Below are 26,483 nucleotides of genomic sequence, written 5' to 3'. Positions count from 1 at the left end.
TCCTGAATGATTATTTAAGACGTATTCTTAAAACGCCTGACAAAACCGTAGCGAGCGGATGTGGGTTGTGGTTGAGACGCGGACCTGTGCGAATGCACAGTGAGCATCGGAAACCGCAACCCGCGACGCGCAGTAGGTTTTGACAGGTGTTTTTATGCCGCTTCCAGCTGGGTGGCATAGGCGAGGATGTTTTCCTGCGTAATGTCGTCGCCCGTCACTTCGCCCGTCAGGCGTCCTTCGCACATCACCATCACGCGGTCGCAGATGCCGACCAGCTCGGCCAGTTCGCTGGAAATGCATAGCACGGCCGTGCCCGCATCGGCCAGCTGGTGGATGATCTTGTAGATTTCGCTCTTCGCGCCCACGTCCACGCCCCGCGTCGGTTCGTCGAGGATCAGCACTTTCGGCGCGATGGCCAGCCAGCGCGCCAGCAAGACTTTCTGCTGGTTGCCGCCAGACAATCCGCCGACGATGCCGTCCGGCCCCGACACCTTGACGTTGAGGTTGCTGATCGCCTCGCGCGTGAGCTGCATCAGGGCGCCACGGTTGACCACGCCCGCCGTCGCATGCTGGGACAGGATATTCATCGACATGTTTTCCATGGCCGACAATTGCATGAACAAGCCCAGGCTCTTGCGGTCCTCGGGCAGGTAGCCGATGCCGTGGCGGATGGCCGCCAGAGGCCGCTGGATGTGCACTTCCTGGCCATCGAGCCACACTTGTCCCGTTTGTTTCTTGTCCGCGCCAAAGATCAGGCGCGCCAATTCCGTGCGGCCTGCGCCGACGAGGCCGGCCAGGCCCGTGACTTCGCCCGCATGCAGGGAAAACGAGGCGGGCTTGACCTTGCCGCCGCCCACGTTTTCCACGCGCAAGCGCTCGGCGCCCCGCGTGGTGCGCCGCTGGTGCGAATAAAAGTCGTCGGCGGGGCGGCCCACCATCATTTGCACGACTTTCTTTTGATCCAGCTCATCCTTGCCCAGCTCGCCCACATAGGCGCCATCGCGCAGTACCGTGATGCGGCGCGCCAGGCGTTCCACCTCGGCCATGCGGTGGCTGATGTACAGCACGGCCAGGCCCTTGTCGCGCTGTTCTTCGATGATGCGGAATAATTGTTCTGTTTCCCGGTCGGACAGGGCGGCAGTGGGCTCGTCCATGATCAGGATGCGGCTTTCGTGCACGAGGGCGCGGGCGATTTCCACCTGCTGCTGCTCGGCGATCGACAGGGTCGAGACCATGGTATCGGCGTCGAAGCGGGAACCGAGGTCGGCCAGGATGGCATTCGTGCGCGCGCGCATTTCGCCGCCCTTGACGGTCCAGAACGGTCCTTGCGGCTCGCTGCCCATGAAGACGTTCTGCGCCACCGTCATGTTCCTGGCTACGCTGAGTTCCTGGTAGATCAGGTTGATGCCCAGCGCGCGCGCCTCGCCCGGGTTGCGGATACGAATCGGCTTGCCGTCGAGGATGATCTCGCCCGCGTCCGGCGTGTACACGCCGGATAAAATCTTCATCAGGGTGCTCTTGCCGGCGCCGTTCTCGCCCATCACGGCATGGATTTCGCCGCTGCGCACCGTCAGGTGCACGCCGCGCAGCGCGCGCGTGGCGCCAAAGCGCTTCTCGATGCCGCGCATTTCAAAAATAATATCGTCGCTCATGACTGTCCTTCCTTGCTGGTGAAACTGGCGCCGCCTGATCGCAGGCGGCGCCACGTGGTTCAGGTCAGGCAGATCAGTTCTTTACCCAGCCCGTGTAGGTGGCGACGTTTTCCTTGGTGATGGCCGGGGTCGGCAACAGCACCATGGTCTGTTTCGGCGTGCGGCCGTTCATGATGTCGTAGCCCATCTGCACGGCGTCCGTGGCCATGCGGTACGGGTTTTGCGCCGAGGTGGCGGCAAACAGGCCGGCCTTGTTTTTCAGGGCGTTCTGGCCATCGGGCGCGCCGTCGACGGCCGTGATCAGTTTCACGTCCGTGCGTTTCGATTGCTTGATCGCCAGTTCGGCGCCGATGCCCGTCGGGTCGTTGATGGCGAACACGCCGTCGATCTTCGGATGGGCCGTCAGCAAGTTCGACATCACGGTCATTCCGCCGTCGCGGCTGCCGCCCGCATTCTGGTTGTCGGACAGGATCTTGATATCCTTGAACGCGGCCAGGGTCTTCTTGCAGCCATTCACGCGGTCGATCACGGACGTCACGGGCGGGCCGTTCAGGATCACCACATTGCCCTTGCCGCCGATCTGCTTGGCCAGGTAGGCGCACGACACGTCGCCCGCCATGGTGTTGTCGGACATCACGGTGGCCGAAGCGCCCACGGCGCCCACGTCGACGGCGATCACGACCACGCCCGCATTGCGCGCTTTCTTGATGGCTGGCGCGATGCCCTTGGAATCGACGGCGTTCAGGATGATGATGTCGGTCTTGTTGGCGATGAAGTTCTCGATCTGGTCCACCTGGGTGTTCAGGTCATACTTGCTGGAAACAGTCGTGACTTTCACGCCAGGGCCGCCCAGCTTTTTCGCGCTTTCTTCCGCACCGCGGCCGATGGCGACAAAAAACGGGTTGGCCAGGTCGCCCACGCTCACGCCGATGGATTTCAGCGGTTTGTCGGCGGCGAAGGCGCCGCAGGCGGCGGACAGCAGCAGGGAGGCGGTAATGACTTTTTTCATGAGGATCTCCAAGGGTTTTTATTGTAAAAAACAAACGGTGCTACGGTAAAAACTGGGTAAAAACTTAGCGAGTGCGCAATTTCTCGATCATGGCGTCCAGCTTGCCCGCATCGACGGCGAAGCCGCGGATGCCTTCGGCCAGCTTTTCGGTCGCCATCGCGTCGTCGTTCAAGGCATAGCGGAAAGCCGCTTCGTCGTAGGTGACGGCCGGCTGCGGCGCGCCCAGGTCGCCGCCCAGCGCGCGCTCGAACGGCGCATCCGCCGCTTCGAGCTTGGCCAGCAAGTCCGGGCTGATGGTCAGCAAGTCGCAGCCGGACAGGGCCGTAATCTGGCCAACGTTGCGGAAGCTGGCGCCCATCACTTGGGTGGCGATGCCATGTTGCTTGTAGTAATTGAAGATGCGCGTGACCGATTGCACGCCCGGATCGTTGGACAGGCTGCGCGCCGCTTCGTCCCATGCCGCGCCCTGCGACTTCTTGTGCCAGTCGTAGATGCGGCCCACGAACGGCGAAATCAGGCGCACTTTCGCATCGGCGCAGGCGACGGCCTGGCAAAACGCGAACAGCAGGGTAAGGTTGCAAAAAATGCCATCTTTTTCCAGCTCGCGCGCGGCCTGGATGCCTTCCCAGGTGGCGGCGACCTTGATCAGCACGCGTTCGCGGGCGACGCCGGCTTGCTCGTACAGGGCGATCAGGCGGCGCCCACGGGCGACGGTGGCGTCGCGGTCAAAGCTCAGGCGGGCGTCGACTTCCGTCGAGACGCGGCCCGGCACGACTTTCAGGATTTCCAGGCCGAAACGCACCAGCACCTGGTCGACGATATCGTCGAGCGAGGCGCCTGGATGGGCGGCGACCGTGCTTTCCAGCAAGGGCGCGTAATCGGGCTGCAGCACGGCCTTCAAGATCAGCGACGGATTGGTGGTCGCGTCTTGCGGCGCGAAGCGCGCCAGTTGCAGGAAGTCGCCCGTGTCGGCGACGACGGTGCTGTGTTGCTTCAATTGTTGCAGCTGATTCATTACTATTCCTTATCACTGAGTTGGTGCAAGGCTTGCACGGCGGGAAACAGGCTACGGTAGCGGCCGTAGCGGATGCTCAAGGCTGCGCTGTGCGCGGCATCGGGCAGGAAAGTGTTTTTGATGGGCAAGCCGGTGGACAGCAGCTGGCGCTGGCCGATGGCGGCAAAGCCCAGCTTGGCCGCGCCCAGGCTGGCTGACAGTTCGCTGTTGTGCAGGGTGCGTATTTCGCGTCCCAGCACATTGGCCAGCAATTGCGCCCAGTACTGGCTGCGCGCGCCGCCGCCCACCAGCATGCAGTGGGGCACGACGGCGCCCGTCGACGTGACGGCCGCCATGGCGTCGCGCAAGGCGAAGGCCACGCCCTCGAGCACGGCGTAACCGAGCTGCGCCGGCGTGCTGTCGTGGCCCAGTTGCAAAAAGGCGCCGCGCACTTGCGGGTCGTTATGCGGCGTGCGCTCGCCCGACAGATACGGCAGGAACAGGGGCGCGGACGGGGCGATGGTGGCGTCCAGCGGCAAACCCGCTTCCACCAGCGCCAGCAGGGCCGCTTCGTCGGGCTGGCCCAGTACACCCGTCGCCCAGCGCAAACAGCTGGCGCCGGACAAGATCGCGCCCATCGCATACCAGCGGCCGGGCAAGGCGTGGCAAAAGCTGTGCACGCCGCCGGCCGGGTTGCCCAGGGGCGTTTCGGTCACGGACACGATGGCGGCGCTGGTGCCCAGCGAGATAAAACTGTCGCCGCCGTTGACGGCGCCGATGCCCACGGCCGAGACAGGATTGTCGCCGCCGCCGCCCGCCACCACCACATCCGCCGGCAAGCCCAGCTGGTCGGCGACGGCGTCCGGCACGGTACCGGTGGCGGCGTCGCCTTCCGCCAGGGCCGGCATTTGATCCAGGCGCAAACCGCAGGCCGTGACCATGGGCGCGAACCAGGCGCGTTGGGCCTCGTCCAGCCACAGGGTGCCGGCCGCGTCGGACATGTCCGTGAGTTTGATTCCCGTCAATTGCAGGCGCAGATAGTCCTTTGGCGACAGCAGGCAGGCGATGGCGGCAAAGGCGTCAGGCTCGTGCGTTTGCAGCCACAGCAGTTTCGGTGCCGTCAGGCCGGCCATGGGCAGGCTGCCCGTCACATCCGCATACGCGGGATAGTCGCGCGCTAGGCTAGCCGCTTCGGCCTCGGCGCGCGCATCGTTCCACAGGATGGCGGGACGGATCACGGTATCGTTGGCATCGAGCAGCACGGCACCGTGCATCTGGCCCGACAGGCCGATGCAGGCGATGCGGGCATAGTCCTGCGGCCAGCCGGCGCGCAGCTGGGCCAGCGCCTGAACGCAGGCGGCCCACCAGTCCTGCGGCGCTTGTTCGGACCAGCCTGCTTGCGGGCGGCTGGTATCGATGCGCACGGACGCCTGGCCGCGCACGCTGCCTGCGCTGTCCATCAGCACGGTTTTCAGTTCGGAGGTACCGAGGTCGATACCGAGGGAAATCGCTGGATGCATGGTGTGTCTATATGTAAAGGTCAGGGGCAGCCGCAGGAGTTGCGTACGCGCAAGGTTGGCGACAGGCGCTGCACGTGCTGCGCGCGGCCTGGATTGGCGATGCGGTCGATCAACAGGTCGACGGCCATGGCGCCCAGCTCTTCGAGCGGCTGCGCCATCACGGTCAGGCGGGGGCTGAAATAATCGGCCCAGTCGAAATCATCGAAGCCGGCCAGCGCGACGTCTTGAGGTACCGCAATGTGCGCGTCGCGCAAGGCATGCATGGTGCCGATGGTCATCAGGTTATTGCCGGCGACGATGGCCGTGGGACGCTGTGCGGCGGGCAGGGCCAGCAATTCGCGCGTGGCCGCGCCGCTGCGCTCCAGGTTGGAGTCGCCCGAGCGCAGCAAGTCCCCATCGAAGGCGATATCGGCACGCTGCAAGGCCAGGCGGTAGCCGGCGATGCGCTCGTCCGTCGTGGACAGGCCCGGTGCGCCCGCGATGAAGCCGATGCGGCGGTGGCCGTGGACCGTGATCAGGTGGCTGACCAGCTCGGCCGTGGCGTGCGTGTTTTCCACGCCCACCTGGTCGAAGGGCTGGGGCGACATGCGGTCGACCAGCACGGAAGCGATCTTGTTGCTGGTCAAATAGTCGAGGGCGCGGTTGTGCGGATCGCCGGACGGCGCCAGCACGATGCCGTCGACGCGGCGTTGGTGCAAGTTCTGCACCACCTTCAACTCCTGTTCGGGGTCGTCATGCGTATCGGAAAACAGCATCATCAAGCCATGGCGCGTGCAAGCCGCCTCGATGGCGCGCACGGTTTCGCTGAAATAATGATTGGTGAAGGCGGAAATGGCCACGCCGATGGTGCCCGACGAGGAGCCTGCCAGTGCGCGCGCCAGCATGTTCGGCACATAGCCGATCTGCTGCATGGCCGCGTTGACGGCGGCGACGGTTTTCGGGCTGACCTTGCGGGTGCCGTTGACTACGTGAGAGACGGTCGACAGCGATACGTCCGCCGCCCGCGCTACATCTTCCATGGTGGCCATGGTGTCTCCTGAGGTTTTTTTTATTATTGTGTACTGCGATTGGGTACGGCTGTGTCGCCGCGATTGAAGCTATCGTAAACAAAAGAAAGCGCTTGCGCAAGCGCTTTCTTTTTTTGCGCGAACGATATTTTGCCAAGGCAAGCAAGCCGCGCGGGAGGGAATGGATGAGGGAAACGGGGCGGAGCCGGACGGTGCCGGCCCCGCTGCAATTACTGAATCACCAGCTCGTGCAATTCGCCGGGAGAGTCCGGGAACAGTTTCACGACGGTGGACGTGCGCGTGCCGTAGCCCGGCGTTTCGATGCAGACGGCGGACAGCACGCGCTCGAGGTCGAGCGGCACGCCCGTGTCCGGCAAACGGAAGTCGGGCGCGCGCGTGGTGTCGGCCAGCATGTCGAAATACGCTTCGTCGGGTGCGCCCTGGCACAGCAGGCTGGCGAACTGGGCCTTGGTTTTCAGCACCTTCGGCCACGGCGCGTCGAGCAGGGCGTTCGACAGGCCGTAGATGCCCGGTTCCAAGGGCTGGCCATTGCGCGCATCGCCGTCGCCCCGGTTGGAAAACCAGATCAGGGTATCCGCGTCGCCCAGCACCAGGTTGAAACCGTTGTAGGCTTTGCAGCCGGGACGGATCTGCGCGATGTAGTCCTGTGGCGACATGTCGCCGGCCAGATAGTCTGCCACCAGGGCGCCGCGCGAGGGGGCGTCCGGGTTGCGGTCTTGCGGGCTGCGGATATTCGTGATGGCGGCAAAGCGCGAGCTGCCGCTGCCGGCCTGCGTGATGCCCATCCAGCTGCCGCCCGCCTGCAGGTCGCGGCCCGCATACACTTGCGGGTGCTCGGGCCAGGCGCCGGCGGGGGCGCTGGCGCGTTCATAGAATTCGTCGCGGTTGGCGGCGGCAATCAGCGGGATGTGCGGATTGACTTTCCAGGCAAAAACGATCAGGCACATGGGGGCAAATCCATGAACACTTCCGTATGCCGCGCGCCAGCCGTCAGGGACAGCAAGCCCGCTTCTTCGGCCACGCTGGCCAGCAGTTCCGTAAAGCCTTCGCCGACGACGGGGTAGATTTCCATCCACGTCTGCAAGCCGTCCTTGGCTTCCGGACGGCGCTTCAGTTGCGGCGCCACGCCGGAAGCGGCCGCCAGCTTGCCTTGCAGGGCGCGGACCCGCGCTTCCAGCGCCTGGGCGTGCTCTTCTTTTACCTGATAGTAAACGTACAGATCTTTCATGGCATTCTCACAAGTCGAGTGCGTCGAGCACGTAAGGCATGGACAGGAACTGCACGGCGGCGCCCTGGGCCGAGCCGTAGCGTACGGCGCCGGCGGCGCTTGAACCTTCTTCGATCGCCCCCAGTTTCATTTCGACGAGGGCGTCGATGCCGCCGTCGCCGTTGGGCGCCGCGTTGACGACCATGCCGCAAGGCTGCTCGGGGTCGCTGACGGCAAACAGTTCGCCACCGGCGGCGACGCCTGCGTCAGCGATGCTGACGAGGGTGGTGCGGCGCTTGAGCTTGCCCAGATACTGGCTGCGCGCGACGATTTCCTGGCCCGGGTAGCAGCCTTTCTTGAAATTGACGCCGCCCAGCAGCTCGAAATTGACCATTTGCGGCACGAATTGCTCTTGCGTGGCGGCCGTGATTTGCGGGATGCCCGCGTGGATGTCCGACAAATGCCAGGCGTCATTGCCGCCCTTGGCCAGCTGCGTCGTCAATGGCGTCCACGCGTCGCGCGCCGTGGCGGCCGACGTCAGCCATTCATAGCGGGGGCTGCCGAAAGCGTCGGCCACGCGCAGCAGGGTGCCGGACGCGTGTTCGACCTTGCTGAACGGCGTGGCGGGCAGGACGGGGAACCAGGCGGACAGGGCCGCGTTGGCGTGCTTGCCGCCCAGGCCCAGCACGACCTGGTTCGCTTCGTCGCCGGAGGCATCGTGCAGCTTGGCCTTGGCGCGCAGCACGAACATCTGCAGCCGCTTCTGGATGGCTGGCTGTATGGCGCGCGGCAATTGCAGATAAATGGTGGTGGCGTTGCGCCACATCAGGAAACTGGCCAGCATCCGGCCTTTCGGCGTGCAGTAGCCGGCCAGGCGCACTTGCTCCGGGCTCAGGTGTTCCACGTCGTTGGTCAGCTGGCCGTGCAGGAAACTGGCTGCCTCGTCGCCGTTCAAGCCGATCAAGCCCTGGTCCGTGATGGCCGCGACAAAACCTTCTTGCAGTTGGGACACTGTCAGGGACTGGCCGAAGTCGGCGATAGGGGTGGCGGCGATGGGGGCGGTGCTGTCAGGCGCGCCGTCGGTGGCAACGGGGCGGGCGCCTTGTGCGGTTAAAAATTGATTCCAGTTATTCATAATTTCCATTAGATCAGCGATTAAGCATTATCATTACGGGTTCATTATAGTGATGTCGGGCAGATTGCGTCGGCAGCGGCAAGATTGCCAGTGTTGGCGCCGCTTTGCGCGCACTTGCTTCACAAATGAACGATCATAACAAGCGGACGTTGGCCATCAGCGCCCGCATCACAAGAATCGGAACAATGGCTTTCTTTAAAAAACTTGTAGTCAGCTCGGTCATCGCCGCCATCGGCGTCGGTGGTACTTTTGTGTACTGGGCGCAGCAGCCCATCACCACGGACGGCGAAGCGATTCCGTTTACGATCAGCCCGGGCAGCGGCGCGCATGCGGCCGGCCAGCAGATCGCGGACGCGGGCGTGCCCATCGTGCCCATCCTGTTCAACATGCTGGCGCGCATCGAAGGCAAGACGTCGAAGATCAAGGCCGGTTCCTACGAATTGAAACCGGGCACCACGCCGCAGCGTTTGATCACGCAACTGGCGCGCGGCGAGTTCGCGCAAGAGTCGCTGACCATCATCGAAGGCTGGACTTTCAAGCAGATGCGCATGGCCATGGCCAACCATGCCGGTCTCAAGCACGATACCGTGGGCCTGTCCGACAAGGAACTGATGGCGAAGATCAGCCCGGAATATGTGTTGCCGGAAGGCTTGTTCTTCCCGGACACGTATCTGTTCGCCAAGGGCGCCAGCGAAATGCAGATTTTCAGGCAGGCGCACGCGGCCATGATCGGCCGCCTGTCCGAAGCGTGGGACAAGCGCGATCCGGCCTTGCCGTATAAAAACCCGTACGAGGCGCTGATCATGGCCTCCATCGTGGAAAAGGAAACGGGACAAAAGTCCGAGCGCGCCATGATCGCCGGCGTGTTCGTCAACCGCCTGAAGACAGGCATGCTGCTGCAGACGGACCCGACCGTGATCTATGGCATGGGCGACAACTACCAGGGCAAGATCCGCAAACGCGACCTGGAAGCGGACACCCCGTACAATACCTATACGCGCGGCGGCTTGCCGCCCACGCCGATCGCCCTGGCTGGCGCGCAATCGCTGACTGCGGCGCTGGCGCCGGCCCGCACGCAGGCGCTGTATTTCGTCGCGCGCGGCGACGGCACCAGCCAGTTCTCGGCCAACTTGCCCGACCATAACCGCGCCGTGAATCAATACCAGCGTTAATTATTTCAAACTAGAAGCTTCATGACACCACACTATCAACCCCGCTTCATCACCTTCGAAGGCATCGATGGCGCGGGCAAGTCGACGCATATCGGCTTTGTCACCGACTACCTGCAGCAACGGGGCGTGACCCTCGTCTCGTCGCGCGAACCGGGCGGTACCAGCCTGGGTGAAAAGCTGCGCGAACTGCTGCTGCATGAAAAGATGCACCTGGAAACGGAAGCCTTGCTGATGTTCGCCAGCCGCCGCGAACACATCGCGCAAGTCATCGCGCCCGCGCTGGAGCGCGGCGAATGGGTCATTTCCGATCGCTTCAGCGATGCCAGCTTTGCCTACCAGGGCGGCGGGCGTGGCATGGATTTGCGCAAGATGGAGCAACTGGAAGCGTGGGTGCACCCGCATCTGCAGCCGGACCTGACGTTCCTGTTCGACGTGCCGCTGGCCGTCGCCCGTGCCCGCCTGGACGCCACGCGTGCGCTCGACAAGTTCGAGCAGGAGCAGGCCGATTTCTTCGCCGCCACGCGCAACGAGTATCTGCGCCGCGCGGCCCAGTTCCCGCAGCGTTTCCGCATCATCGATTCCACGCAAAGCATTGCCGATATTCAAGTGCAACTGGCGCAACTGCTTGACGTGTTACTTGAGAAAAGCATCGCAACGTGTTGATTTGCAAAGAATAAAATGACGACTTCTCTCTATCCGTGGCAACAGGACGCCTGGCAGCAATTGCAAGCCTTGCGCCCACGCATGCCGCACGCCATCCTGTTCCATGGCGCGCAGGGCATCGGCAAGGCCGACTTCATCGAGCATTTCGCGCAAGCATTGCTGTGCGAAGACGTGCGCGCCGACGGCCATGCCTGCGGCGCCTGCGCCTCGTGCGGCTGGTTTAGCCAGGGCAACCATCCCGATTACCGCCGGGTCCGTCCGGAAGCGCTGGAAGACGACGTGGCCGACGACGGCGAAGAGGGCGAAGGCGCGAAGAAAAGCGCCAAGACCAAGACGCCGTCGAAAGACATCAAGATCGAGCAGATCCGCAACCTGGCCGACTTCATGAACATTTCCACGCACCGCCAAGGCTTGCGCGTGGTGGTGCTGTACCCGGCCGAGGCGCTCAACACGCCCGCCTCGAATGCCTTGCTGAAGACGCTGGAAGAGCCGCCGCCGGGCACCTTGTTCCTGTTGGCATCGAACAGCCTGGACCGCCTGCTGCCGACGATATTGTCGCGCTGCAGGAAATTTGCCTTGCCGATGCCCAGCCACGAGCAAGCTTTGACGTGGCTCAAGCAACAAGGCTTGAACGATGCGGACAGCTGGCTGCGCGAGCAGGGCGGCGCGCCGCTGGCCGCGCTGGCCCAGTCCGAATCGGGTGGCCGCGAAGAGACGGAACAATTGTTGCAAGTCTTGGCCAATCCTGGCGTGGAAGGGGCCCTGAAAGCGGCCGATAAATTGCAGAAAGCGCCGCTGGCGCCGCTGGTCGCTTCCTTGCAGCGCTGGCTGTACGACGTGTTTTCAGTCAAGCTGTCCGGCACCATCCGCTATTACCCGCGCCACCGGCGCGAGCTGGAAGCCCTGGCGGGACGCATCAACGTGAGCCGTTTGATGGCCGCCATCAAGGCTGCCAACGAACGCCGGGCGATTGCCGAGCATCCGCTGTCGCCCAAGCTGTTTCTGGAAGACATGCTGCTCGACTACGCATCCAGTTGTCAATAAAATCAAGTGCTTGCGTAGTCAAGTTAAAGTAAATTATATATTTCTTGGCCCGGCGGCAGGCTCGCCGCATCGTTTGCCACGCCTGGCCCCCGGTGTTACAGTCAAGGCACTGGACAGCAACGGAGGCGTGCATGAAGCGAGTCACTGGCATCGGCGGCATCTTTTTCCACGCGCAAGACCCGGCCGCGCTGCGCGCCTGGTACCAGCGCCACCTGGGCCTGGACGTGCAGCCTTGGGGCGGCGCCGCCTTCACCTGGACGGACGCCGACGGCAAACCCAGTGCCGGCACCACCATCTGGTCCGTCGCGGCCAAGGATAGCGAGCAATTCGCCCCCGGCAAGGCCTCCTTCATGATCAACTACCGCGTCGACGACCTCGACGCGCTGCTGCAAGCCTTGCGCGACGAGGGTTGCAAGGTGCTGGAAAAGGCGCTCGATTCCGAATATGGCCAGTTCGGCTGGGTCATCGATCCCGAAGGCAACAAGGTGGAGCTGTGGCAGCCGCCGCAGGGGCAGTAGGCGAACCACGCGGGAGCAGTCGGCGGCAGTACGGATTTGCACCTTCCCCCTGCCAGTTTTCCCGTGCTCCGGTACAATCCCGCCTTATGTATATCGATTCCCATTGCCATATCAATTTCCCCGAGCTGGCTGCTCGCATGCCCGAGATCCTGGCCAAGATGGCCGAGAACAAGGTGACGCACGCGCTGTGCGTGTCCGTCGACTTGCCGGACTTTCCACAGGTGCTGGCCCTGGCCGAGCAGTATCCGCATATCTTTGCTTCCGTCGGCGTGCATCCCGATTACGAGGACACGCCTGAACCGTCCGTGGAAGACCTGGTCCGTTTGTCCGACCATCCGAAGATCATCGCCATCGGCGAGACGGGTCTCGACTATTTCCGTTTGACGGGCGACCTGGAGTGGCAGCGCGAGCGTTTCCGCACTCACATCAAAGCTTCAAGAATCACGCGCAAGCCCTTGATTATTCACACAAGGGCGGCCAGTGTAGACACCATACGCATCATGCGCGAAGAGGGCGCCGGCGTGTCCGACGGCGGCGTGGCCGGCGTCATGCATTGCTTTACGGAATCCCTGGAAGTGGCGCGCGCCGCCATCGACATGGGCTTCTATATTTCCTTCTCCGGCATCGTCACGTTCAAGAGCGCGAAAGACTTGCAGGCCGTGGCCCTGGAAGTGCCGCTCGAGCGCATCTTGATCGAGACGGATTCGCCGTATCTGGCGCCCGTGCCGTTCCGCGGCCGCATGAACGAACCCAGCTATGTGGCCCACGTGGCGGAATACCTGTCGACCTTGAAAGGCATCCCGCTGGACCAGGTGGCGCGCCAGACGACGGATAATTTCTTCAAGTTATTCAATCAGTTGCCATAACTTCTTAAGGTCAGACATGATGAAAAAACTCGCGCTGGCGATGCTGCTGTGCTGCGCGGCGGCCAGCCACGCGGCGCCAGAGCCGGACGCTTTCTTCCGCGCCGTGTCCGTCAACAATGTCAGCGGCGTGCGCAGCATGCTGCTTGACGGCATGAATCCGAACCAGCCTGACGCGCAGCGGGGCGACGTTCCCCTCGTGCTGGCCCTGCGCGACGATGCGGACCGGGTGTTCCAGGTGCTGCTCGACGCGCCCGGCATCGACATCGAAGCCCGTTCGGCCAACGGCAACACGGCGCTGATGATGGCCGCCTACAAGCACAAGCAGGACGCCGTGAACGCCTTGCTGGCCAAGGGCGCGAAGGTCAACCAGAGCGGCTGGACGGCGCTGCACTATGCGGCCTCGGCTGGCGACTTGCCCATCATGAAGATATTGCTGGACCGCGACGCCATGGTCGATGCGCGCGCGCCAGCGAATATCACGCCGCTGATGTTTGCCGCCCGCGAAGGCCAGGAGGGCGCCGTCAAGCTGCTGCTGTCCTGGGGCGCGGACGCCAGCCTGAAAAGCGATCATGGCTGGACGGCCGTGCAGTTCGCCCAGGCGGGCGACAAGCCCGGCGTGGTCGCCATCATCGAAGCGGCACAGAAGGCGCGCGCAGCCCGCAAGTAATGTTTTAATTTCAATGCTTTCCATGCCAGCGCTGAAACTGGCATGGAATTGCCTCTCACCTCAGCCCTTTGTTCTCCGTACCGATTAACGATAATGATTGTGTCGCATTAATCAGGAGATACGTCGCATGGGTCATCACATCATCGTCAGGCGCCGGCTGTATTGTCGCCGCCCCTCGCGCAGCCCGTGCGATATCACTGCTTTCTGGAATGACAAAACCGATCGGCCATCGGAGCCAGACTCCAAGAGGACAGACATGCTGAATGAACGAGAAATCGAGAGTTGTTACCTGGGGCAATTTATCCCCGTCCATTACCACCACAATATGTTGATGGACCAGAACCGCATGCACGGGTTCAAGTCGGCGATCGATTACGCGGTAAAACCCGGAATGAAGGTGCTGGAACTGGGCGGCGGCACGGGCGTGCTGTCGTGGTTTGCGGCCGCGCGCGCCGACAAGGTGTGGTGCGTGGAATTCAATCCGGACATGGTCAAGGAAGCGCGCAAGATGCTGGCGCTCAACCCCAACGGTGAAAAAGTCGAGGTCGTCCACGCGGACGCCTTCGAGTACCTGCCGCCGGAGCCCGTCGATGTGGTCATTTGCGAAATGATCCATGTCGGCATGCTGCGCGAAAAACAGGTGGAAGTGATCGAATCGTTCAAGCGCCGCTACCTGGCCCGTTTCGGCGGTCCGCTGCCCATCTTCCTGCCCGAAGCCGTCATCATGGCCGTGCAGCCGATGCAGCAGGAATACGATTTCGAGGGTTTTTATGCGCCCATCGTGCAATTCCAGGAAACCACGGCCATCCACCCTGGCGTGCAGGAACTGGCGCCGCCTTCCGTGTACAGCATCATCGACTTCAGCCAGCCGACGGACAGCGTGTTCGGCTTCGACGGCAAGTTTGTCGTCGAGCGCAGCGGCACCCTGAACGCCTTGCGTTTCGTCACCAAGAACATCCTGGCCGTCGTGCCCGAGCGTTCGACCACCATTGACTGGCTGAACCACTACATGTGCTTGCCGCTGGCCATGCCGGTCGCCGTGAAGGCGGGCGACGTGCTGCAAGTGAGTTTCCAGTACCGCGCGGGCGGTTCGATTCCCTCGCTGGAAGCGTCGATCCGCGCGCAGGTGATCTATGACGTCAACTTGCAGCCGGTGACGCAGAGCGCCGTCTACGCCTGACCAGCCGACCAAACCTGCTGCGCGTCGCGATTTGCGGCCTGCGATGCTCACCGTACTGGAGTACGGTTGCGCTTCTTAGCCACAACTCACTGCCGCTCGCTACGGTTTTGTCAGCCGTTCGAAACCGAATCAAGGCAACGCCGCAGCGATTTCATCCTGCGGCGTTTGTCCATTCAGGGTATATTTCGTCTTTTACCCACTGGACAGCTTTACTATCATGGAACAGATCGATCAGCGTTACCTCGTGCAACAGAACAAAATCAGCGATGGCGAGACCAGGCCGCCCGTGTTTGCCAAGGTAATGCGCAGCAAGGAAGGCGTGTTTGAAGGCGTGTCCTTCATCAAGTCGAAGGACAAGGCCACCGTCATGACCATCGAAGATGCCAACCAGGCCATCAAATGGGCCACCAGCAAGAAGCCGAATGCGCATGAATACGTCACGAAAGTGATTTGCGTCGGTCAATAAGCCCCGTTCATTCCCGTTTTCGTACCGTTCATCCCCGCAGCACGCAGTTCATCGCATGGCCGTTGCCGCCGTCGCGGCGCTTTACTATAGTGCTGTCACGGTAGCGGGGCAAGCACGGCTTGCTCCGCACATTTCATTCTAGGGGGAACGCAATGCTGGGATTCGTGCTGTGGCTGCTGCTCTTGCTGGTGTGCTGGCCCCTGGCCTTGCTGGCCCTCGTGCTGTATCCGCTGGCCTGGCTGCTGTTGCTGCCATTCCGCTTGATCGGCATCGGCGTGGAAGGCGTGTTCGAATTGCTGCGCGCCATCGTCATGCTGCCGGCCCGCGTGCTGGGCGGCGGGCGGCGCTAAACTGGTTTTTCCCATAAAAAATGGCGCCCTCGGCGCCATTTGTCGTTTATGTGCCGCTTACAGGTCAACCATGAAGCCGGCGCCGATCGATTTCTGCGAATAGTTGTAGTCGATCAAGCTCTGGCCATAGCCGGAGAACAGTTGCAGATAGCCTTTCAGGTTGGCCTTCAAGGGGAAAGCCCAGCTTGCCTGCATGGAGCCATGCTTCTTGCTGAAATTGCGGCGCGCCGTCACCGCGTACTCGTGCCCCTTGTTGCGATAGCTCACGCGCAAGTCGCCATGTCCCAGGTAATCGGTGATGTCGATATTGTCATTGTCGACCGCGCTATTGTCGAGGCGGTGCCAGACGCGCGCGGCGACGGCCAGGTTATCCTTCTCCATGCCCAGCTCGGCATACACGCGGTTCCAGCTGCGCGACAGGGTCGACGTCTGGCCGTTGGACTGGTGCACGAGGCCGAAGTTCAGGTAATTGAATTCGATGCCCGCGAAATTCTTGTTGATCGGCATGACCAGCATCAGTTCCGGCTGGTAATTGGTCTCGCGGAAGGGGCTCGACGCCTTGCGGTTATACGCCTGCCAGAAACTTTGCTGCGTGTAGCCGAACCACATGTCGATGGGCGTGCCGGCGATGTCTTCCAGCAACTTCATCTTGAAGCTCAGCTGGAACGTCAATTCCACGTGCTGGCTCTTGATGCCGGCCGGCGTGAAATCCTGGAACGGTTCGTCATTCGATGCGTCGCTGTAATTGGCCAGCAACAGATAGGTGTCGCGGTGCGGCCGGAAGTTGAACAGTCCCCGCTTCGAGGCGTCGTTCAGCTCCCAGGACTGTTGCGTGCGCGAAATTGGCGCTTCCGGCGGCGCCGCGCCAGCCTGCGCGATGGCGGGAATGGCGGCGTTGACGGCGTCCGGCGTGGCCACGCCAGGCGGGCTGACAAACGTGAGGGGGGCGACTTCGGCGGCTGCCGCCAGGGTGACCGCCGCCGTGGCGGGATCGCCGCCGGCGGCGATGGTGGCCTTTTCCGCCGCCTTGGCCAGGGTGTCGAAGCAACCGAGGCGGGCGCTGGCGTCACCGAGCACGGCGCAACGCTGCATTTGCTGTTCCAGTTCGCCGGCCATGGCCAGCGCCGGCGACGCCAGCAGGGAAGAGAGAATTATTTTTCTTAGTCGGATAGTCATAGGCTGAGTGGGGCATGTCGTTCGGTGCGCACCTGGGCTGCATGCCGGCGGCGTCGCCTTACACGATAAATTACCGTGCGTCTTGATCCTGATTAATCTTTATTAGATTAATACTTATATGAAAGTATAGCGGATTACCTTGTTTACCCCGTGCGGCTACCGTGCGCGCGGCCGACAGTGTTGTGCGCTTGGTAAACGGTTTGCTGCCGTGCCGCCCAAATCGATGTCTGCTACACTGGAAAACCGGTGCTGACACTGGCGCGCCGGGCTAGCCATGGAGATTGTGATGACCCGCAAAACACCTATCGAGCGCTACCGCAACATCGGCATCAGCGCCCATATCGACGCCGGCAAGACCACCACCACCGAGCGCATCCTGTTTTACACCGGGGTGAATCACAAGATCGGCGAAGTGCATAATGGCGCCGCCACCATGGACTGGATGGAGCAGGAACAGGAACGGGGCATCACCATCACCTCGGCCGCCACCACGGCCTTCTGGAAGGGCATGGCCGGCAACTTCCCCGAACACCGCATCAACATCATCGATACGCCGGGCCACGTGGATTTCACGATCGAGGTCGAACGCTCGATGCGCGTGCTCGACGGCGCCGTGATGGTCTACGACGCCGTCGGCGGCGTACAGCCGCAGTCGGAAACCGTCTGGCGGCAAGCCAATAAATACCATGTGCCGCGCATCGCCTTCATCAACAAGATGGACCGGGTGGGGGCGGATTTCTTGCGCGTGCGCAAGCAGATCGCCGAGCGCCTGAAGGGCGTGGCCGTGCCCATCCAGCTGCCCATCGGCGCGGAAGAGCATTTCACGGGCGTCATCGACTTGCTGAAAATGCGCGCCATCACCTGGGACGACGCCAGCCAGGGCGTGCAGTTCAGCTATGGCGAGATTCCCGCCGAGCTGCTGGCGCAGGCGCAGGAATGGCACGAGCACCTGGTCGAACAGGCGGCCGAAGCCACGCTGGAGATGACGGAACGCTATCTGAACGGCGACACGTTCACGGAAGCGGAGCTGAAGCAGGCCTTGCGCGCGCGCACCATCCGCAATGAAATCGTGCCCATGCTGTGCGGCAGCGCCTTCAAGAACAAGGGCGTGCAGGCGATGCTGGACGCCGTCATCGAATATCTGCCGTCGCCGATGGAAGTGCCGCCCATCATGGGCCATGACGAGCACGACAACGAGGTGGAGCGCCACCCGACGGATGACGAGCATTTCTCGGCCCTGGCCTTCAAGATCATGACGGACCCGTTCGTGGGGCAGCTGACCTTCTTCCGCGTGTATTCGGGCGTGGTGAATTCGGGCGACATGGTCTACAACCCCACCAAGAGCGCGCGCGAGCGGCTGGGGCGCATCCTGCAGATGCATGCGAACGAACGCAAGGAAATCAAGGAAGTGTATGCGGGCGACATCGCCGCCGCCGTGGGCTTGAAAGCCGTGACCACGGGCGACACCCTGTGCGCCATCGACCACATCATCGTGCTGGAAAAGATGATTTTCCCGGAACCCGTGATTTCCCAGGCGGTCGAACCCAAGACCAAGCCGGACCAGGAAAAGATGGGCATCGCCCTGAACCGCCTGGCGCAGGAAGACCCGTCGTTCCGGGTGCATACGGACGAGGAATCGGGCCAGACCATCATGTCGGGCATGGGCGAGTTGCACCTGGAAATTTTAGTAGACCGCATGCGCCGCGAATTCGGCGTGGAAGCCAATGTCGGCAAGCCGCAAGTGGCGTACCGGGAAACCATCACGCGCGCGGTGGACGATATCGAAGGCAAGTTCGTCAAGCAATCGGGCGGACGGGGCCAGTACGGCCACGTGGTGCTCAAGCTGGAACCCTTGCCGCCAGGCACCGGTTATCAATTCGTCGACGCCATCAAGGGCGGCGTGGTGCCGCGCGAATTCATCCCGGCCGTCGACAAGGGCATCGTCGAAACCTTGAAGTCGGGCGTGCTGGCCGGCTATCCGGTCGTCGACGTCAAGGCGACGCTGACCTTCGGTTCCTACCACGACGTCGATTCGAACGAAAACGCGTTCCGCATGGCCGGCTCCATCGCCTTCAAGGATGGCATGCGCAAGGCCCATCCTGTGCTGCTGGAACCGATGATGCAGGTGGAGGCGGAAACACCGGAAGAGTTCATGGGCAACGTCATGGGCGACTTGACGGCGCGGCGCGGCATGGTGCAGGGCGTCGACGATATTCCCGGCGGCGCGGGACGCATCGTCAAGGCCCTGGTGCCGCTGGCCGAAATGTTCGGTTACTCGACAACCTTGCGTTCGCTGACCCAGGGCCGCGCCACCTACACGATGGAATTCAAGCACTATGCGGCCGTGCCAAAGCATATACTGGACCAGGTGGCGGCGGCGGGGAAGGCGAAGTAGGCGTCAGTGACTTGAGTTCTGCGCAATGATGGCGTCCGCCATCTTCTCCGCTTCATCCACTGGCTGGCTCAGCGCGTGGGTCGTGTAGACCGTGCTGGCCACCATCGGCTGGTCCAGGGTCGCTCCTTCGCCATGGCTGGTGTCGACCGTCACCGTGGTCGACAGGCCGATGCGCAGCGGGTGGGCGGCCAATTCCTTCGGATCGAGCGTGATGCGCACGGGCACGCGCTGCACCACCTTGATCCAGTTGCCCGTGGCGTTTTGCGCCGGCAGCAGGGAAAACGCGCTGCCCGTGCCGGCCGACATGCCCAGCACCTTGCCGTGGTAAACCACCTTGCTGCCATACAAGTCCGTTTCAATGGTGGCCGCCTGGCCCACACGGATATTGCGCAATTCGGACTCCTTGAAGTTCGCATCGACCCATAATTGGTCCAGCGGCACGATGGACATCAAGGGCGTGCCCGGTGTCACGTGCGTGCCCAGCTGCACGCTGCGCTTGGCCACATAGCCCGAAACGGGCGCGACCACGGCGTTGCGGCGCACGGCCAGCCACGCCTGCAGCACGTCGCCCTTGGCCGACAGTACTGCCGGATGGCTGGCCAGGTTCACGCCGGCCACGCCCGATTTGGCCGATTCGGCCTGGCGCTGCGCCACCGTCAAGGCTGCTTTCGCATCGTCGACGGCCTGTTTCGCATGGGCCAGGTCTTCGCCCGAGATGGTCTGGTCCGCCGCCAGAGGCGCGCGGCGCGCCAGGTTGCCCTGGGCCGTGGCCAGGGCCAGGCGGCGCTGCTCGATGACGGCGTCGTACTGCGCCACGTTCGCATAGCGTTCGCGCTCCTGGCGCACGACGTTGCCCAATCGTGCCTCGGCCTGGCTCAGGGCCAGCTCCGCATCGATGGCATTGAGGGTGATCAGCGGGGCGCCCGCTTTCACCATTTGCGTCTCGTCGGCGCGGATGGCGTCGACATTGCCCGTCACTTGCGCGGACAGGGTGACCAGGTTGCCGCCCACGTAGGCATTGTCCGTGACTTCTTCCTTGGCCAGCACCAGCTGGTAATACGCGGCCCAGGCCGCGCCAGCCACGAGGAAGGCGGCCGTGATGGCGATGAGGACGGTCTTGCGCTTGCCCGGGTTGTCGGTGGGTGCGGAGGTGGAGGTGGTATCGCTGCTCATGATGTGTTCCGTAATCGTTGGTTATTGTTTGGTGGTGACGGTGTCGGCGCCGGCGGCGAAATCGCTGCTGCCACGGTAGCCGCCGCCCAGGGCCACGGTCAGGTTGATTTCCGCGTCCTGGCGCTGGTTTTGCAGCTGCATGCCCAGGTCCACCTGGCCGCGCACGGTCATTTCCGCATTCAGTTGCGTGGCGCGGTCGGCCAGACCTTGCTTGAGTCGGGCATTGGCATTGCGCAACTGCGCTTCGCTGGCGCGCAGGTTTTCCTGCTGCAGGCGCAGCTGGTTTTCCACGCCCTGCACCCTGGCGCCCGCCTGCGCCACGTCGCGCACGACATTGAAGACGTTCTGGTTGTAGTCGGCGATCAGTTCATTGCGTTCGCTGCGCGCGCCAGCCAGCTGCGCCTGCAGGCGGCCGCTGTCGAACAGGGGCAGCGACATGGCCGGGCCGATGAACAGGGTGCGGCTGCCGGACTGCAGCAGCTTGCCCAGTGTTATCGCATCGAGGCCGAACGAGGCACCCAGGTCGATATCGGGGTAGAACGATGCCTGCGCCGCCTCGATCGTGCTCATGGCTGCCTGGACTCGCCAGCGGGCCGCCTGCAAGTCGGGCCGGCGCGCCAGCAATTCCATGCCCAGCTTGCCGGGCAGGGCGTGCGGCAGCGTCTGGGCCTGCCTCGGCTGCAGACTGGCCAGGGCCGATGCATCCGCACCCAACAGCGCGCGCAAGGCTTCCCGCTCCGTGACGACCTGCGTTTCCAGCAAGGCGATCTGCTGCTGCAGCAAGCTCAAACGCGTTTGCGCGGACAAATGGTCGTCGCTGACGCCCAGGCCGTTGGCGATGCGCTTTTCCTTGTCCACCACCAGTTGCTGTTGCAGCTTGACGAGCGCATGCAGGTTATCCATGCGTGCCCAGCCATTCTGCATGCTGAAGTAGTGGCGGGCGATCTCGGCGGCCAGCATCTGCTCCGCCATCGCGTATTCGGCGCGGCGCGCGTTGACTTCGCCCAGGCTGGCCGCGATCTGCGCCTTGTGCTTGCCCCACCAGTCGAGGTCGTAATGGGCTTGCACGCCCACGGTGGTTTCATTGTAGTAATTGCCGCCGATGGGGGCGGGCATCAAGCCATTGCCCGAATAGCGCTGGCGGCTGGCATTCGCGCCCAGGTCGATCCTGGGGCCGCGCTGCGCATGCTGTGCGTCAAACGCGGACAGGGCCGAGCCGATGCGGGCATTTGCCACGTCCAGGCCGGGGCTGCTGGCCAGGGCGTGTTCAATCAGCTGGTCCAGCTGGGCGTCCTGGAACTGGCGCCACCACAGCGCGGCGGGCCAGCCTTCGCTGGCCAGGTGGATGTCGGCCGCCAGCTGTATCGTGGCCAGGTCTTGCTGCGGCAACTGCTGCGTGTCGGGCGGGATGCTGGCGCAGCCGGCCAGGGCCAAACTTAGCGCCAGGACGCTCAGGGAGAGTTTCATAGGTGTATGCATGAGGGTTATTCCATGGCCGCGTGGTCGACCACGACGGGCGCATTCTTCTTCGGTGGTTTGATCAGGAGCAAGAGCGGCAGCACGAGGATGGTCAGCCACATCATCAGCCAGAAGTCGTCGAGGTAGGCGATCATCGATGCCTGCCGCGTGATTTCGCCATTCAGGGCCGCCATGCCCGTGCTCGTGCCCAGGTCGAACACCTGGGCAATACCGGGGTCATGCAGGGCCGGGTTGGCGATAGTGATGTGTTCCGTCAGGGACGCATGGGCGATCTGCGTATTGCGCACCAACAAGGTTTGCACGAGGGCGATGCCGATGCTGCTGCCGATATTGCGCACCAGGCTGTAGATGGCCGTGCCTTCCGCCCGCATCTGCGGCGACAGGGTAGCAAACGTGGCCGCGCTCAGGGGCACGAAGACGAGGCCCAGGCCGATGCCCTGGATGATGCCGTTCCACACGACGGTCTTCGGCACCAGGTCCAGGGTGAAATTGGCCATCTGCCACAGCGAGAACGCGGTAATCGAAAAGCCCACGCCCAGCAGGATGCGCGTATCGATCTTGCCCGTCAGCTTGCCGACGATCAGCATGGCCAGCATCGTTCCCAGGCCGCTGGGCGCCGTCACGAGGCCGGCGATGGCCGCCGGATAGTTCATCAAGCCTTGCAGCATCGACGGCGTCAGCGCGCGGGTGGCGAACAGCACCATGCCGACGATGAAGATGAACAGCAAGCCGCTCACATAGTTCGAGTTTTTCAGCAAGCGGTAGTCGAGGAAGGACTTGCCGGCCGGACGCAGGGCCGTATGGGCGATGAAGTAGCACAAGCTCATGGCCAGCACGATGGCTTCGATCCACGTTTCCGTGGAAGAAAACCAATCGTTCTGCTCGCCCCGGTCCAGCAGCATCTGCAGCGCTCCAATGGACAGGCTCAGGGTGGCAAAGCCGAACATGTCAAAGTTCATGCGGCGGTTCGGCGGGTCCTTGCGGATGTAGCGCCAGATGCCATAGAAAGCCATGGCGCCGATGGGGATGTTGATGAAGAAGACCCAGCGCCAGCTGTAGCTGTCCGTCAGCCAGCCGCCCAAGGTCGGTCCCAGGATGGGGCCGATCATCACGCCCATGCCCCAGATGGCCATGGCCGAGCCGTGCTTTTCGCGCGGATTGATGTCGAGCAAGACCGCCTGCGACAGGGGCACGAGGGCCGCGCCGAACACGCCCTGCAGCAGACGGGCGGCGACGATCTCGGAAAGGGTGCCGGACAGGCCACACAGCACGGAAGCGAGCGTAAAACCGGCCACGGAAACGAGAAAGGTGTTTTTCTGGCCGAAGCGGTCGCACAGCCAGCCCGTCAGGGGCGTGGCGATGGCGGCGGCAACGATGAAGGAGGTGAGTACCCAGGTGATCTGGTCTTGCGAGGCGGACAGGCTGCCTTGCATGTGGGGCAGGGCGACGTTGGCGATGGTGCCGTCGAGCGCCTGGATGATGGTGGCGAGCATGATCGAAATCGTGATCATGCGCCGGTTCAGGCTGGGGTCCTGTGAAGCGGGCAGCGCCGGTGTGGCGCCGGCTGTGGCCGAACTCATGCGGATTTCTCCGTGGCCGCCTGTAACGCTTCCAACAGTTCGGTGGCGGCCCGCAATTGATCAGGATCAATGCCCTGCAGCAGTTCCTTGCGGAAACCGTCCGCTTCCTTGCGCACGGTGTCATACACCTGCATGCCCGCCTCGGTCAGCACCACCAGCTTGACGCGGCGGTCCGTTTCCGATGGCTGGCGCTGCACGAAGCCCGATTTCACGAGCCGATCCAGCATCGACACCATGGTGGGGTTTTCCACGCCCAATTGATGGGCCAGTTCGCTTTGCGAAGGCGGCTGGGGCGACTTGGCGATCATGGCGATGCACATCCAGCTTGCTTGCCCCAGGTCCAGGTCTTTCAGGCGCCGGTCAATGGCATGGCGCCAGCCGCGCGCCGTCTTGTGGAGGGCGGCGGAAAAGCGCTCTTCGATAGAAGTCATAAGGTGAGTCGTCTAATGGTTAGGTATCTAACTAATATTTTAGCATGCTGGTTTGACAGGCGTACAGGCCTTCCCGTTTATCTGCGCCGCTGGTACATTAGTGCCAGACCATCACCCTGAGGAGACCGCCATGACCACCGCAGAGCAGAAGCAGGACGGACAGCACCGCGACAGCAGCGACTTTGTCATCACGCAAACTTTCGACGCGCCACGCGAACTGGTATTCCAGTCGTGGGTGGAGCCGGAGCGCCTGGCCCAATGGTGGGGCCCCGTCGGCTTCGAATTGAGCGTGCTGGCGCTGGACTTGCAGCCGGGCGGCATTTTCCACTACGGCATGCGTGCCGACAATGGCTATGAGATGTGGGGCAAGTTCACCTACCAGGCGATCGAAGCGCCGGAAAAGATCGTGTCGATTTTGTCATTCGCCGACAAGCAGGGCAATGCGGTGCAGCATCCGGTCAGCGCGACATGGCCTTTGGAGTCGTTCAATACCATGACCCTCACCGAAGAGAATGGCAAGACGACGATGACCTTGCGGTCCACGCCGCACAAGGCGACGGATGAGCAGCATGAGACTTTCAAGCAGGGGTTTGAGTCGATGAAGGAGGGGTTCAAGGCTACCTTCGGCCAGCTGGCACAGTACCTGGCGCGTGTTCAATAGGTTTTTATTGCTTATTGAAGAGCGGGCCAGAGCCGCGGGCCTGAGAAAATGCCCATGGCTGCGTTGCTTGGGCTCGCCGTACATGCGTACTGTCTTCGCCCGCGCGCCTTGCCCTGGTCATTTTTCAGGCTCGCTGGGCCCGGGGAGCCTTGGTTTGAGGCGCGGGCCTAATCTTGTGAGCGGGTGCTTTACGTTGAGGTATGACAGCTATCAGTCCGCAGCGTAGCGAAGGGAAGAGAGCAGATGCGACTGGGTTATGCAACCTATTCACCCATCTCCAGACAATTAGTACAGTTCGTTTTTAGGTGCACGTTGTGATTGGCACTTGAGCTGCGTCGACGCGCTATTGGCACATTCAGCAGTTGAGCAATCAACAGGCATATTGTTATTGTCGGTTGCGCATTCGCTGGCGGCAGGTGGCGTTTCTGTCTTTTCATCAGCTTTCTCGGAATCAGAATAGACAGGAACGTTACTAGCGCTTTCTGATGCCACCGCCTGTTCTGAAGCCGGCTCTAACTGGACAGTTTGGCGCTCAAGCGGCGCCAGCACTTCCGTAGAGGCTGGCGGCGTTGGAGGCTCTTGTGTGGTTGTTTCTTTTTTGTTTCCGCTGAAAATTGCAGCCCCAACAACGATTAACGCGATTATACCTATTCCGCCGCCAGTAAATCCCACCTCGGAACTTCCGCATGACGGACATTTCAGTGAAATACTTTTCCCTCGTGGGTACCATGTATACCCGCATTTTTTGCACTTGTTTTGTGAACGTTTGGTAGTTGCCATATTTTTATATTATTTCAGTGAGCATGGCGGAAAATGGGCTGTTACGAACCGTTATATCAAGGTGTGGCCAACTCCTATGTATCAGCTGTTAATTCGAGGTGACTTAATGCCTGAGGATAAATGGAATATGATCCTCGATTCTGAGGCCGCCCGGATAGCATATTCTATTCCATTCTATTCTATTTTTGCTGGAGGGAAAGATATATACATATTGTTTTTATTTAAATAATTGTAAGGCATTTTCCAATACATTCAAACAAAAAAATTTGGTGACTGTTCAAGCGCTATGCGACTGGCCGGATAGGATTGCCGGCGATGGCGCGCTTCATTTCGCCTCCATTGCCAGCATCTGTTTAATCACCGGCAAAATCATCCCCCAAGCATTCGACGTCGCCGCAATCTCGTCATAATGACTGGCGCCAGGCAAAATCAGCACTTCCGCATGGTCGCCGGCCAGCTTGGTCCTGGCTGCATAGTCGTGCGCGACTCTGGGTGGGGAGATGGTGTCGAGCTCGCCTGTGATCAGGACGGTGCGGCTGCCGTTGGGCATCAGGTCGGCTGCGTTGGTGTCGCTGTAGATGTCGGGGCGCTCAGTGCTGGCGCTGCCTGCCAGCTGGGCGATGTCGCGCTCGCAGCTGGTCTTGATCAATTCCTTTTCATGGCGCAGGTCGGCCAGGCCGCCCAGGCTGACGATATTTTTCACTGGCAGGAACTGGTCGCGGTACAGGGGGCTGGTCTTGGGCAGCTTTTCCCTGCCTGCGATCCACTGCACCAGCTGGCCGCCGGCCGAGTGGCCCATGGCGACGATGCGGCTCGTGTCGATCTGGTACTGGGGCGCGTGCTGCTGCAGGCTGTCGAGCGCCGCGTGCATGTCTTCATACGTGCCTGGGTAGCCGCCGCCCGGCTCGTCGACCCGGCGGTACTCGACGTTCCACACGGCGATGCCTTGCGCGACGAGGGCGCCGGCCACGTTGCGCATCTGTTTGATGCCGCCGAAGGCCACCGTCCAGCAGCCGCCATGGACGAGCACGACGACGGGGAACGGTCCCGTGCCTTCGGGCCGGAACAGCTGCGCGTATTGCGACGGCGCGGAGCCATACGCGATCTGCGCCGTAGGCGGGGGGCCGTTCAGGGCCAGGTAGTCGTCCAGGCTCATGGGGGCGGCGACGGCGCCGTGGGCGGAGGCGAGCAGGGCGGTGGCGATCAGGGAGGAGGGCAAGGAGGTAGGCATGCTGGAATTCGCTTGAGAAGAGAGCAACACTTTAGCATAGGCCCGCGTGGGCGCAGAGATCAAGCGCTGAGCTGTTTTCCTCCTGCAAGAGGGGTGCCCCATGGTA

The 26,483-nt window shown here is 62.4% G+C and carries 26 protein-coding genes; 11 read left to right on the top strand and 15 right to left on the bottom strand.

Features of this window, described 5'->3' with window-relative positions:
- Window positions 1–152: 152 nt before the first annotated feature.
- The 8 genes from O3299_RS07600 to O3299_RS07565 form a co-directional block, all read right to left on the bottom strand.
- On the bottom strand, window positions 153–1,652 hold the full coding sequence (locus O3299_RS07600; protein WP_305061962.1) for a sugar ABC transporter ATP-binding protein: 1,500 nt from the start codon (window positions 1,650–1,652) through the stop codon (window positions 153–155).
- A gap of 73 nt (window positions 1,653–1,725) precedes the next feature.
- Window positions 1,726–2,661, bottom strand: coding sequence for an ABC transporter substrate-binding protein (locus O3299_RS07595; protein WP_077404737.1), 936 nt, complete (start codon window positions 2,659–2,661; stop codon window positions 1,726–1,728).
- A 64-nt stretch (window positions 2,662–2,725) separates the two neighbouring features.
- Window positions 2,726–3,676, bottom strand: coding sequence for a transaldolase (tal, locus tag O3299_RS07590; RefSeq protein ID WP_305061961.1), 951 nt, complete (start codon window positions 3,674–3,676; stop codon window positions 2,726–2,728).
- A 2-nt stretch (window positions 3,677–3,678) separates the two neighbouring features.
- Window positions 3,679–5,163 (bottom strand): xylulokinase, encoded by a 1,485-nt coding sequence (gene xylB, locus O3299_RS07585; RefSeq protein WP_370385298.1) that lies wholly within the window; start codon window positions 5,161–5,163, stop codon window positions 3,679–3,681.
- A 32-nt stretch (window positions 5,164–5,195) separates the two neighbouring features.
- Window positions 5,196–6,203: a LacI family DNA-binding transcriptional regulator gene (locus tag O3299_RS07580; protein ID WP_305059481.1), complete on the bottom strand. Its 1,008-nt coding sequence runs from the start codon at window positions 6,201–6,203 to the stop codon at window positions 5,196–5,198.
- Window positions 6,204–6,412: 209 nt separating this feature from the next.
- Entirely contained in the window at window positions 6,413–7,150 is a 738-nt protein-coding gene (locus O3299_RS07575) for an NRDE family protein (protein ID WP_077404719.1), read from the bottom strand.
- Window positions 7,141–7,431 (bottom strand): DUF4936 family protein, encoded by a 291-nt coding sequence (locus O3299_RS07570; RefSeq protein WP_289897836.1) that lies wholly within the window; start codon window positions 7,429–7,431, stop codon window positions 7,141–7,143. Before O3299_RS07570 ends, O3299_RS07575 begins: the two co-directional genes overlap by 10 nt.
- 7 nt (window positions 7,432–7,438) lie before the next feature.
- Window positions 7,439–8,554, bottom strand: coding sequence for a folate-binding protein YgfZ (locus tag O3299_RS07565; RefSeq protein ID WP_305061959.1), 1,116 nt, complete (start codon window positions 8,552–8,554; stop codon window positions 7,439–7,441).
- Window positions 8,555–8,730: 176 nt separating this feature from the next.
- On the opposite strand from O3299_RS07565, the gene mltG reads away from it, so the two are divergent.
- The 9 genes from mltG (at window position 8,731) to O3299_RS07520 (ending at window position 15,471) form a co-directional block, all read left to right on the top strand.
- A complete protein-coding gene (mltG, locus tag O3299_RS07560; protein ID WP_099667901.1) occupies window positions 8,731–9,717 on the top strand; it encodes an endolytic transglycosylase MltG in 987 nt (328 codons plus the stop codon).
- Between the two features lie 21 nt (window positions 9,718–9,738).
- A complete protein-coding gene (gene tmk / locus O3299_RS07555; protein WP_251348633.1) occupies window positions 9,739–10,380 on the top strand; it encodes a dTMP kinase in 642 nt (213 codons plus the stop codon).
- Between the two features lie 15 nt (window positions 10,381–10,395).
- The gene (locus tag O3299_RS07550; RefSeq protein ID WP_305061958.1) at window positions 10,396–11,424 is read left to right on the top strand and encodes a DNA polymerase III subunit delta'; all 1,029 of its coding nucleotides are present in this window, start codon (window positions 10,396–10,398) and stop codon (window positions 11,422–11,424) included.
- Between the two features lie 131 nt (window positions 11,425–11,555).
- On the top strand, window positions 11,556–11,942 hold the full coding sequence (locus O3299_RS07545; protein WP_305061957.1) for a VOC family protein: 387 nt from the start codon (window positions 11,556–11,558) through the stop codon (window positions 11,940–11,942).
- Between the two features lie 86 nt (window positions 11,943–12,028).
- Complete coding sequence (locus tag O3299_RS07540; protein WP_305061956.1) at window positions 12,029–12,808, top strand: TatD family hydrolase; 780 nt, start codon at window positions 12,029–12,031, stop codon at window positions 12,806–12,808.
- A 16-nt stretch (window positions 12,809–12,824) separates the two neighbouring features.
- Window positions 12,825–13,475: an ankyrin repeat domain-containing protein gene (locus O3299_RS07535; protein WP_289897843.1), complete on the top strand. Its 651-nt coding sequence runs from the start codon at window positions 12,825–12,827 to the stop codon at window positions 13,473–13,475.
- A gap of 256 nt (window positions 13,476–13,731) precedes the next feature.
- On the top strand, window positions 13,732–14,655 hold the full coding sequence (locus O3299_RS07530) for a methyltransferase domain-containing protein (protein WP_305061955.1): 924 nt from the start codon (window positions 13,732–13,734) through the stop codon (window positions 14,653–14,655).
- A gap of 217 nt (window positions 14,656–14,872) precedes the next feature.
- Complete coding sequence (locus O3299_RS07525) at window positions 14,873–15,121, top strand: hypothetical protein (RefSeq protein ID WP_092708370.1); 249 nt, start codon at window positions 14,873–14,875, stop codon at window positions 15,119–15,121.
- 152 nt (window positions 15,122–15,273) lie between these two features.
- Window positions 15,274–15,471, top strand: coding sequence for a hypothetical protein (locus O3299_RS07520; RefSeq protein ID WP_034784591.1), 198 nt, complete (start codon window positions 15,274–15,276; stop codon window positions 15,469–15,471).
- Between the two features lie 57 nt (window positions 15,472–15,528).
- Here the strand turns inward: O3299_RS07520 and O3299_RS07515 are convergent, their stop codons facing one another.
- Complete coding sequence (locus O3299_RS07515; protein WP_251348638.1) at window positions 15,529–16,647, bottom strand: phospholipase A; 1,119 nt, start codon at window positions 16,645–16,647, stop codon at window positions 15,529–15,531.
- Window positions 16,648–16,933: 286 nt separating this feature from the next.
- Between O3299_RS07515 and fusA the strand changes: the two genes are divergently transcribed.
- Window positions 16,934–19,042 carry an elongation factor G gene (gene fusA / locus O3299_RS07510; RefSeq protein WP_289904905.1) on the top strand — a complete coding sequence of 703 codons (2,109 nt, stop codon included), beginning with the start codon at window positions 16,934–16,936 and terminating at the stop codon, window positions 19,040–19,042.
- A 3-nt stretch (window positions 19,043–19,045) separates the two neighbouring features.
- On the opposite strand, the gene O3299_RS07505 is transcribed toward fusA, so the two are convergent.
- From O3299_RS07505 to O3299_RS07490, 4 genes are read right to left on the bottom strand one after another with little or no spacing between them, the layout of a single operon-like run.
- Entirely contained in the window at window positions 19,046–20,215 is a 1,170-nt protein-coding gene (locus O3299_RS07505) for an HlyD family efflux transporter periplasmic adaptor subunit (RefSeq protein ID WP_305061954.1), read from the bottom strand.
- A gap of 21 nt (window positions 20,216–20,236) precedes the next feature.
- Complete coding sequence (locus O3299_RS07500; RefSeq protein WP_305061953.1) at window positions 20,237–21,682, bottom strand: efflux transporter outer membrane subunit; 1,446 nt, start codon at window positions 21,680–21,682, stop codon at window positions 20,237–20,239.
- Window positions 21,683–21,699: 17 nt separating this feature from the next.
- Entirely contained in the window at window positions 21,700–23,274 is a 1,575-nt protein-coding gene (locus tag O3299_RS07495; protein ID WP_305061952.1) for a DHA2 family efflux MFS transporter permease subunit, read from the bottom strand.
- Window positions 23,271–23,705: a MarR family winged helix-turn-helix transcriptional regulator gene (locus tag O3299_RS07490; protein ID WP_152280889.1), complete on the bottom strand. Its 435-nt coding sequence runs from the start codon at window positions 23,703–23,705 to the stop codon at window positions 23,271–23,273. The genes O3299_RS07495 and O3299_RS07490 overlap by 4 nt, the downstream gene beginning before the upstream one ends.
- Window positions 23,706–23,835: 130 nt before the next feature.
- On the opposite strand from O3299_RS07490, the gene O3299_RS07485 reads away from it, so the two are divergent.
- A complete protein-coding gene (locus O3299_RS07485; protein WP_305052033.1) occupies window positions 23,836–24,366 on the top strand; it encodes an SRPBCC domain-containing protein in 531 nt (176 codons plus the stop codon).
- A 285-nt stretch (window positions 24,367–24,651) separates the two neighbouring features.
- Here O3299_RS07485 and O3299_RS07480 read toward each other — a convergent pair whose 3' ends face one another.
- Complete coding sequence (locus O3299_RS07480) at window positions 24,652–25,146, bottom strand: hypothetical protein (protein WP_305061951.1); 495 nt, start codon at window positions 25,144–25,146, stop codon at window positions 24,652–24,654.
- Window positions 25,147–25,471: 325 nt separating this feature from the next.
- Window positions 25,472–26,377, bottom strand: a complete 906-nt coding sequence (locus O3299_RS07475; protein WP_305061950.1) for an alpha/beta hydrolase — start codon at window positions 26,375–26,377, stop codon at window positions 25,472–25,474.
- Between the last annotated feature and the right edge of the window lie 106 nt (window positions 26,378–26,483).

It is taken from the genome of Janthinobacterium sp. SUN176, assembly GCF_030587335.1.
In the GTDB taxonomy this organism is placed as follows: Bacteria; Pseudomonadota; Gammaproteobacteria; order Burkholderiales; family Burkholderiaceae_D; genus Janthinobacterium; species Janthinobacterium kumbetense.
This window is presented reverse-complemented; position numbering and strand designations above follow the sequence as displayed.

What these genes read in the sequence shown, in the direction of transcription:
- O3299_RS07580 (WP_305059481.1), bottom strand. Translation starts at nt 6,203, where the DNA reads ATGGCCACCATGGAAGATGTAGCGCGGGCGGCGGACGTATCGCTGTCG.
- O3299_RS07495 (WP_305061952.1), bottom strand. Translation starts at nt 23,274, where the DNA reads ATGAGTTCGGCCACAGCCGGCGCCACACCGGCGCTGCCCGCTTCACAG.
- O3299_RS07480 (WP_305061951.1), bottom strand. Translation starts at nt 25,146, where the DNA reads ATGGCAACTACCAAACGTTCACAAAACAAGTGCAAAAAATGCGGGTAT.
- O3299_RS07530 (WP_305061955.1), top strand. Translation starts at nt 13,732, where the DNA reads ATGCTGAATGAACGAGAAATCGAGAGTTGTTACCTGGGGCAATTTATC.
- O3299_RS07475 (WP_305061950.1), bottom strand. Translation starts at nt 26,377, where the DNA reads ATGCCTACCTCCTTGCCCTCCTCCCTGATCGCCACCGCCCTGCTCGCC.
- tmk (WP_251348633.1), top strand. Translation starts at nt 9,739, where the DNA reads ATGACACCACACTATCAACCCCGCTTCATCACCTTCGAAGGCATCGAT.
- O3299_RS07540 (WP_305061956.1), top strand. Translation starts at nt 12,029, where the DNA reads ATGTATATCGATTCCCATTGCCATATCAATTTCCCCGAGCTGGCTGCT.
- O3299_RS07485 (WP_305052033.1), top strand. Translation starts at nt 23,836, where the DNA reads ATGACCACCGCAGAGCAGAAGCAGGACGGACAGCACCGCGACAGCAGC.
- O3299_RS07550 (WP_305061958.1), top strand. Translation starts at nt 10,396, where the DNA reads ATGACGACTTCTCTCTATCCGTGGCAACAGGACGCCTGGCAGCAATTG.
- tal (WP_305061961.1), bottom strand. Translation starts at nt 3,676, where the DNA reads ATGAATCAGCTGCAACAATTGAAGCAACACAGCACCGTCGTCGCCGAC.
- mltG (WP_099667901.1), top strand. Translation starts at nt 8,731, where the DNA reads ATGGCTTTCTTTAAAAAACTTGTAGTCAGCTCGGTCATCGCCGCCATC.
- O3299_RS07535 (WP_289897843.1), top strand. Translation starts at nt 12,825, where the DNA reads ATGATGAAAAAACTCGCGCTGGCGATGCTGCTGTGCTGCGCGGCGGCC.
- O3299_RS07500 (WP_305061953.1), bottom strand. Translation starts at nt 21,682, where the DNA reads ATGAAACTCTCCCTGAGCGTCCTGGCGCTAAGTTTGGCCCTGGCCGGC.
- O3299_RS07515 (WP_251348638.1), bottom strand. Translation starts at nt 16,647, where the DNA reads ATGACTATCCGACTAAGAAAAATAATTCTCTCTTCCCTGCTGGCGTCG.
- O3299_RS07545 (WP_305061957.1), top strand. Translation starts at nt 11,556, where the DNA reads ATGAAGCGAGTCACTGGCATCGGCGGCATCTTTTTCCACGCGCAAGAC.
- O3299_RS07505 (WP_305061954.1), bottom strand. Translation starts at nt 20,215, where the DNA reads ATGAGCAGCGATACCACCTCCACCTCCGCACCCACCGACAACCCGGGC.
- O3299_RS07520 (WP_034784591.1), top strand. Translation starts at nt 15,274, where the DNA reads ATGCTGGGATTCGTGCTGTGGCTGCTGCTCTTGCTGGTGTGCTGGCCC.
- O3299_RS07595 (WP_077404737.1), bottom strand. Translation starts at nt 2,661, where the DNA reads ATGAAAAAAGTCATTACCGCCTCCCTGCTGCTGTCCGCCGCCTGCGGC.
- O3299_RS07525 (WP_092708370.1), top strand. Translation starts at nt 14,873, where the DNA reads ATGGAACAGATCGATCAGCGTTACCTCGTGCAACAGAACAAAATCAGC.
- O3299_RS07490 (WP_152280889.1), bottom strand. Translation starts at nt 23,705, where the DNA reads ATGACTTCTATCGAAGAGCGCTTTTCCGCCGCCCTCCACAAGACGGCG.
- O3299_RS07600 (WP_305061962.1), bottom strand. Translation starts at nt 1,652, where the DNA reads ATGAGCGACGATATTATTTTTGAAATGCGCGGCATCGAGAAGCGCTTT.
- O3299_RS07570 (WP_289897836.1), bottom strand. Translation starts at nt 7,431, where the DNA reads ATGAAAGATCTGTACGTTTACTATCAGGTAAAAGAAGAGCACGCCCAG.
- O3299_RS07565 (WP_305061959.1), bottom strand. Translation starts at nt 8,554, where the DNA reads ATGGAAATTATGAATAACTGGAATCAATTTTTAACCGCACAAGGCGCC.
- O3299_RS07575 (WP_077404719.1), bottom strand. Translation starts at nt 7,150, where the DNA reads ATGTGCCTGATCGTTTTTGCCTGGAAAGTCAATCCGCACATCCCGCTG.
- fusA (WP_289904905.1), top strand. Translation starts at nt 16,934, where the DNA reads ATGACCCGCAAAACACCTATCGAGCGCTACCGCAACATCGGCATCAGC.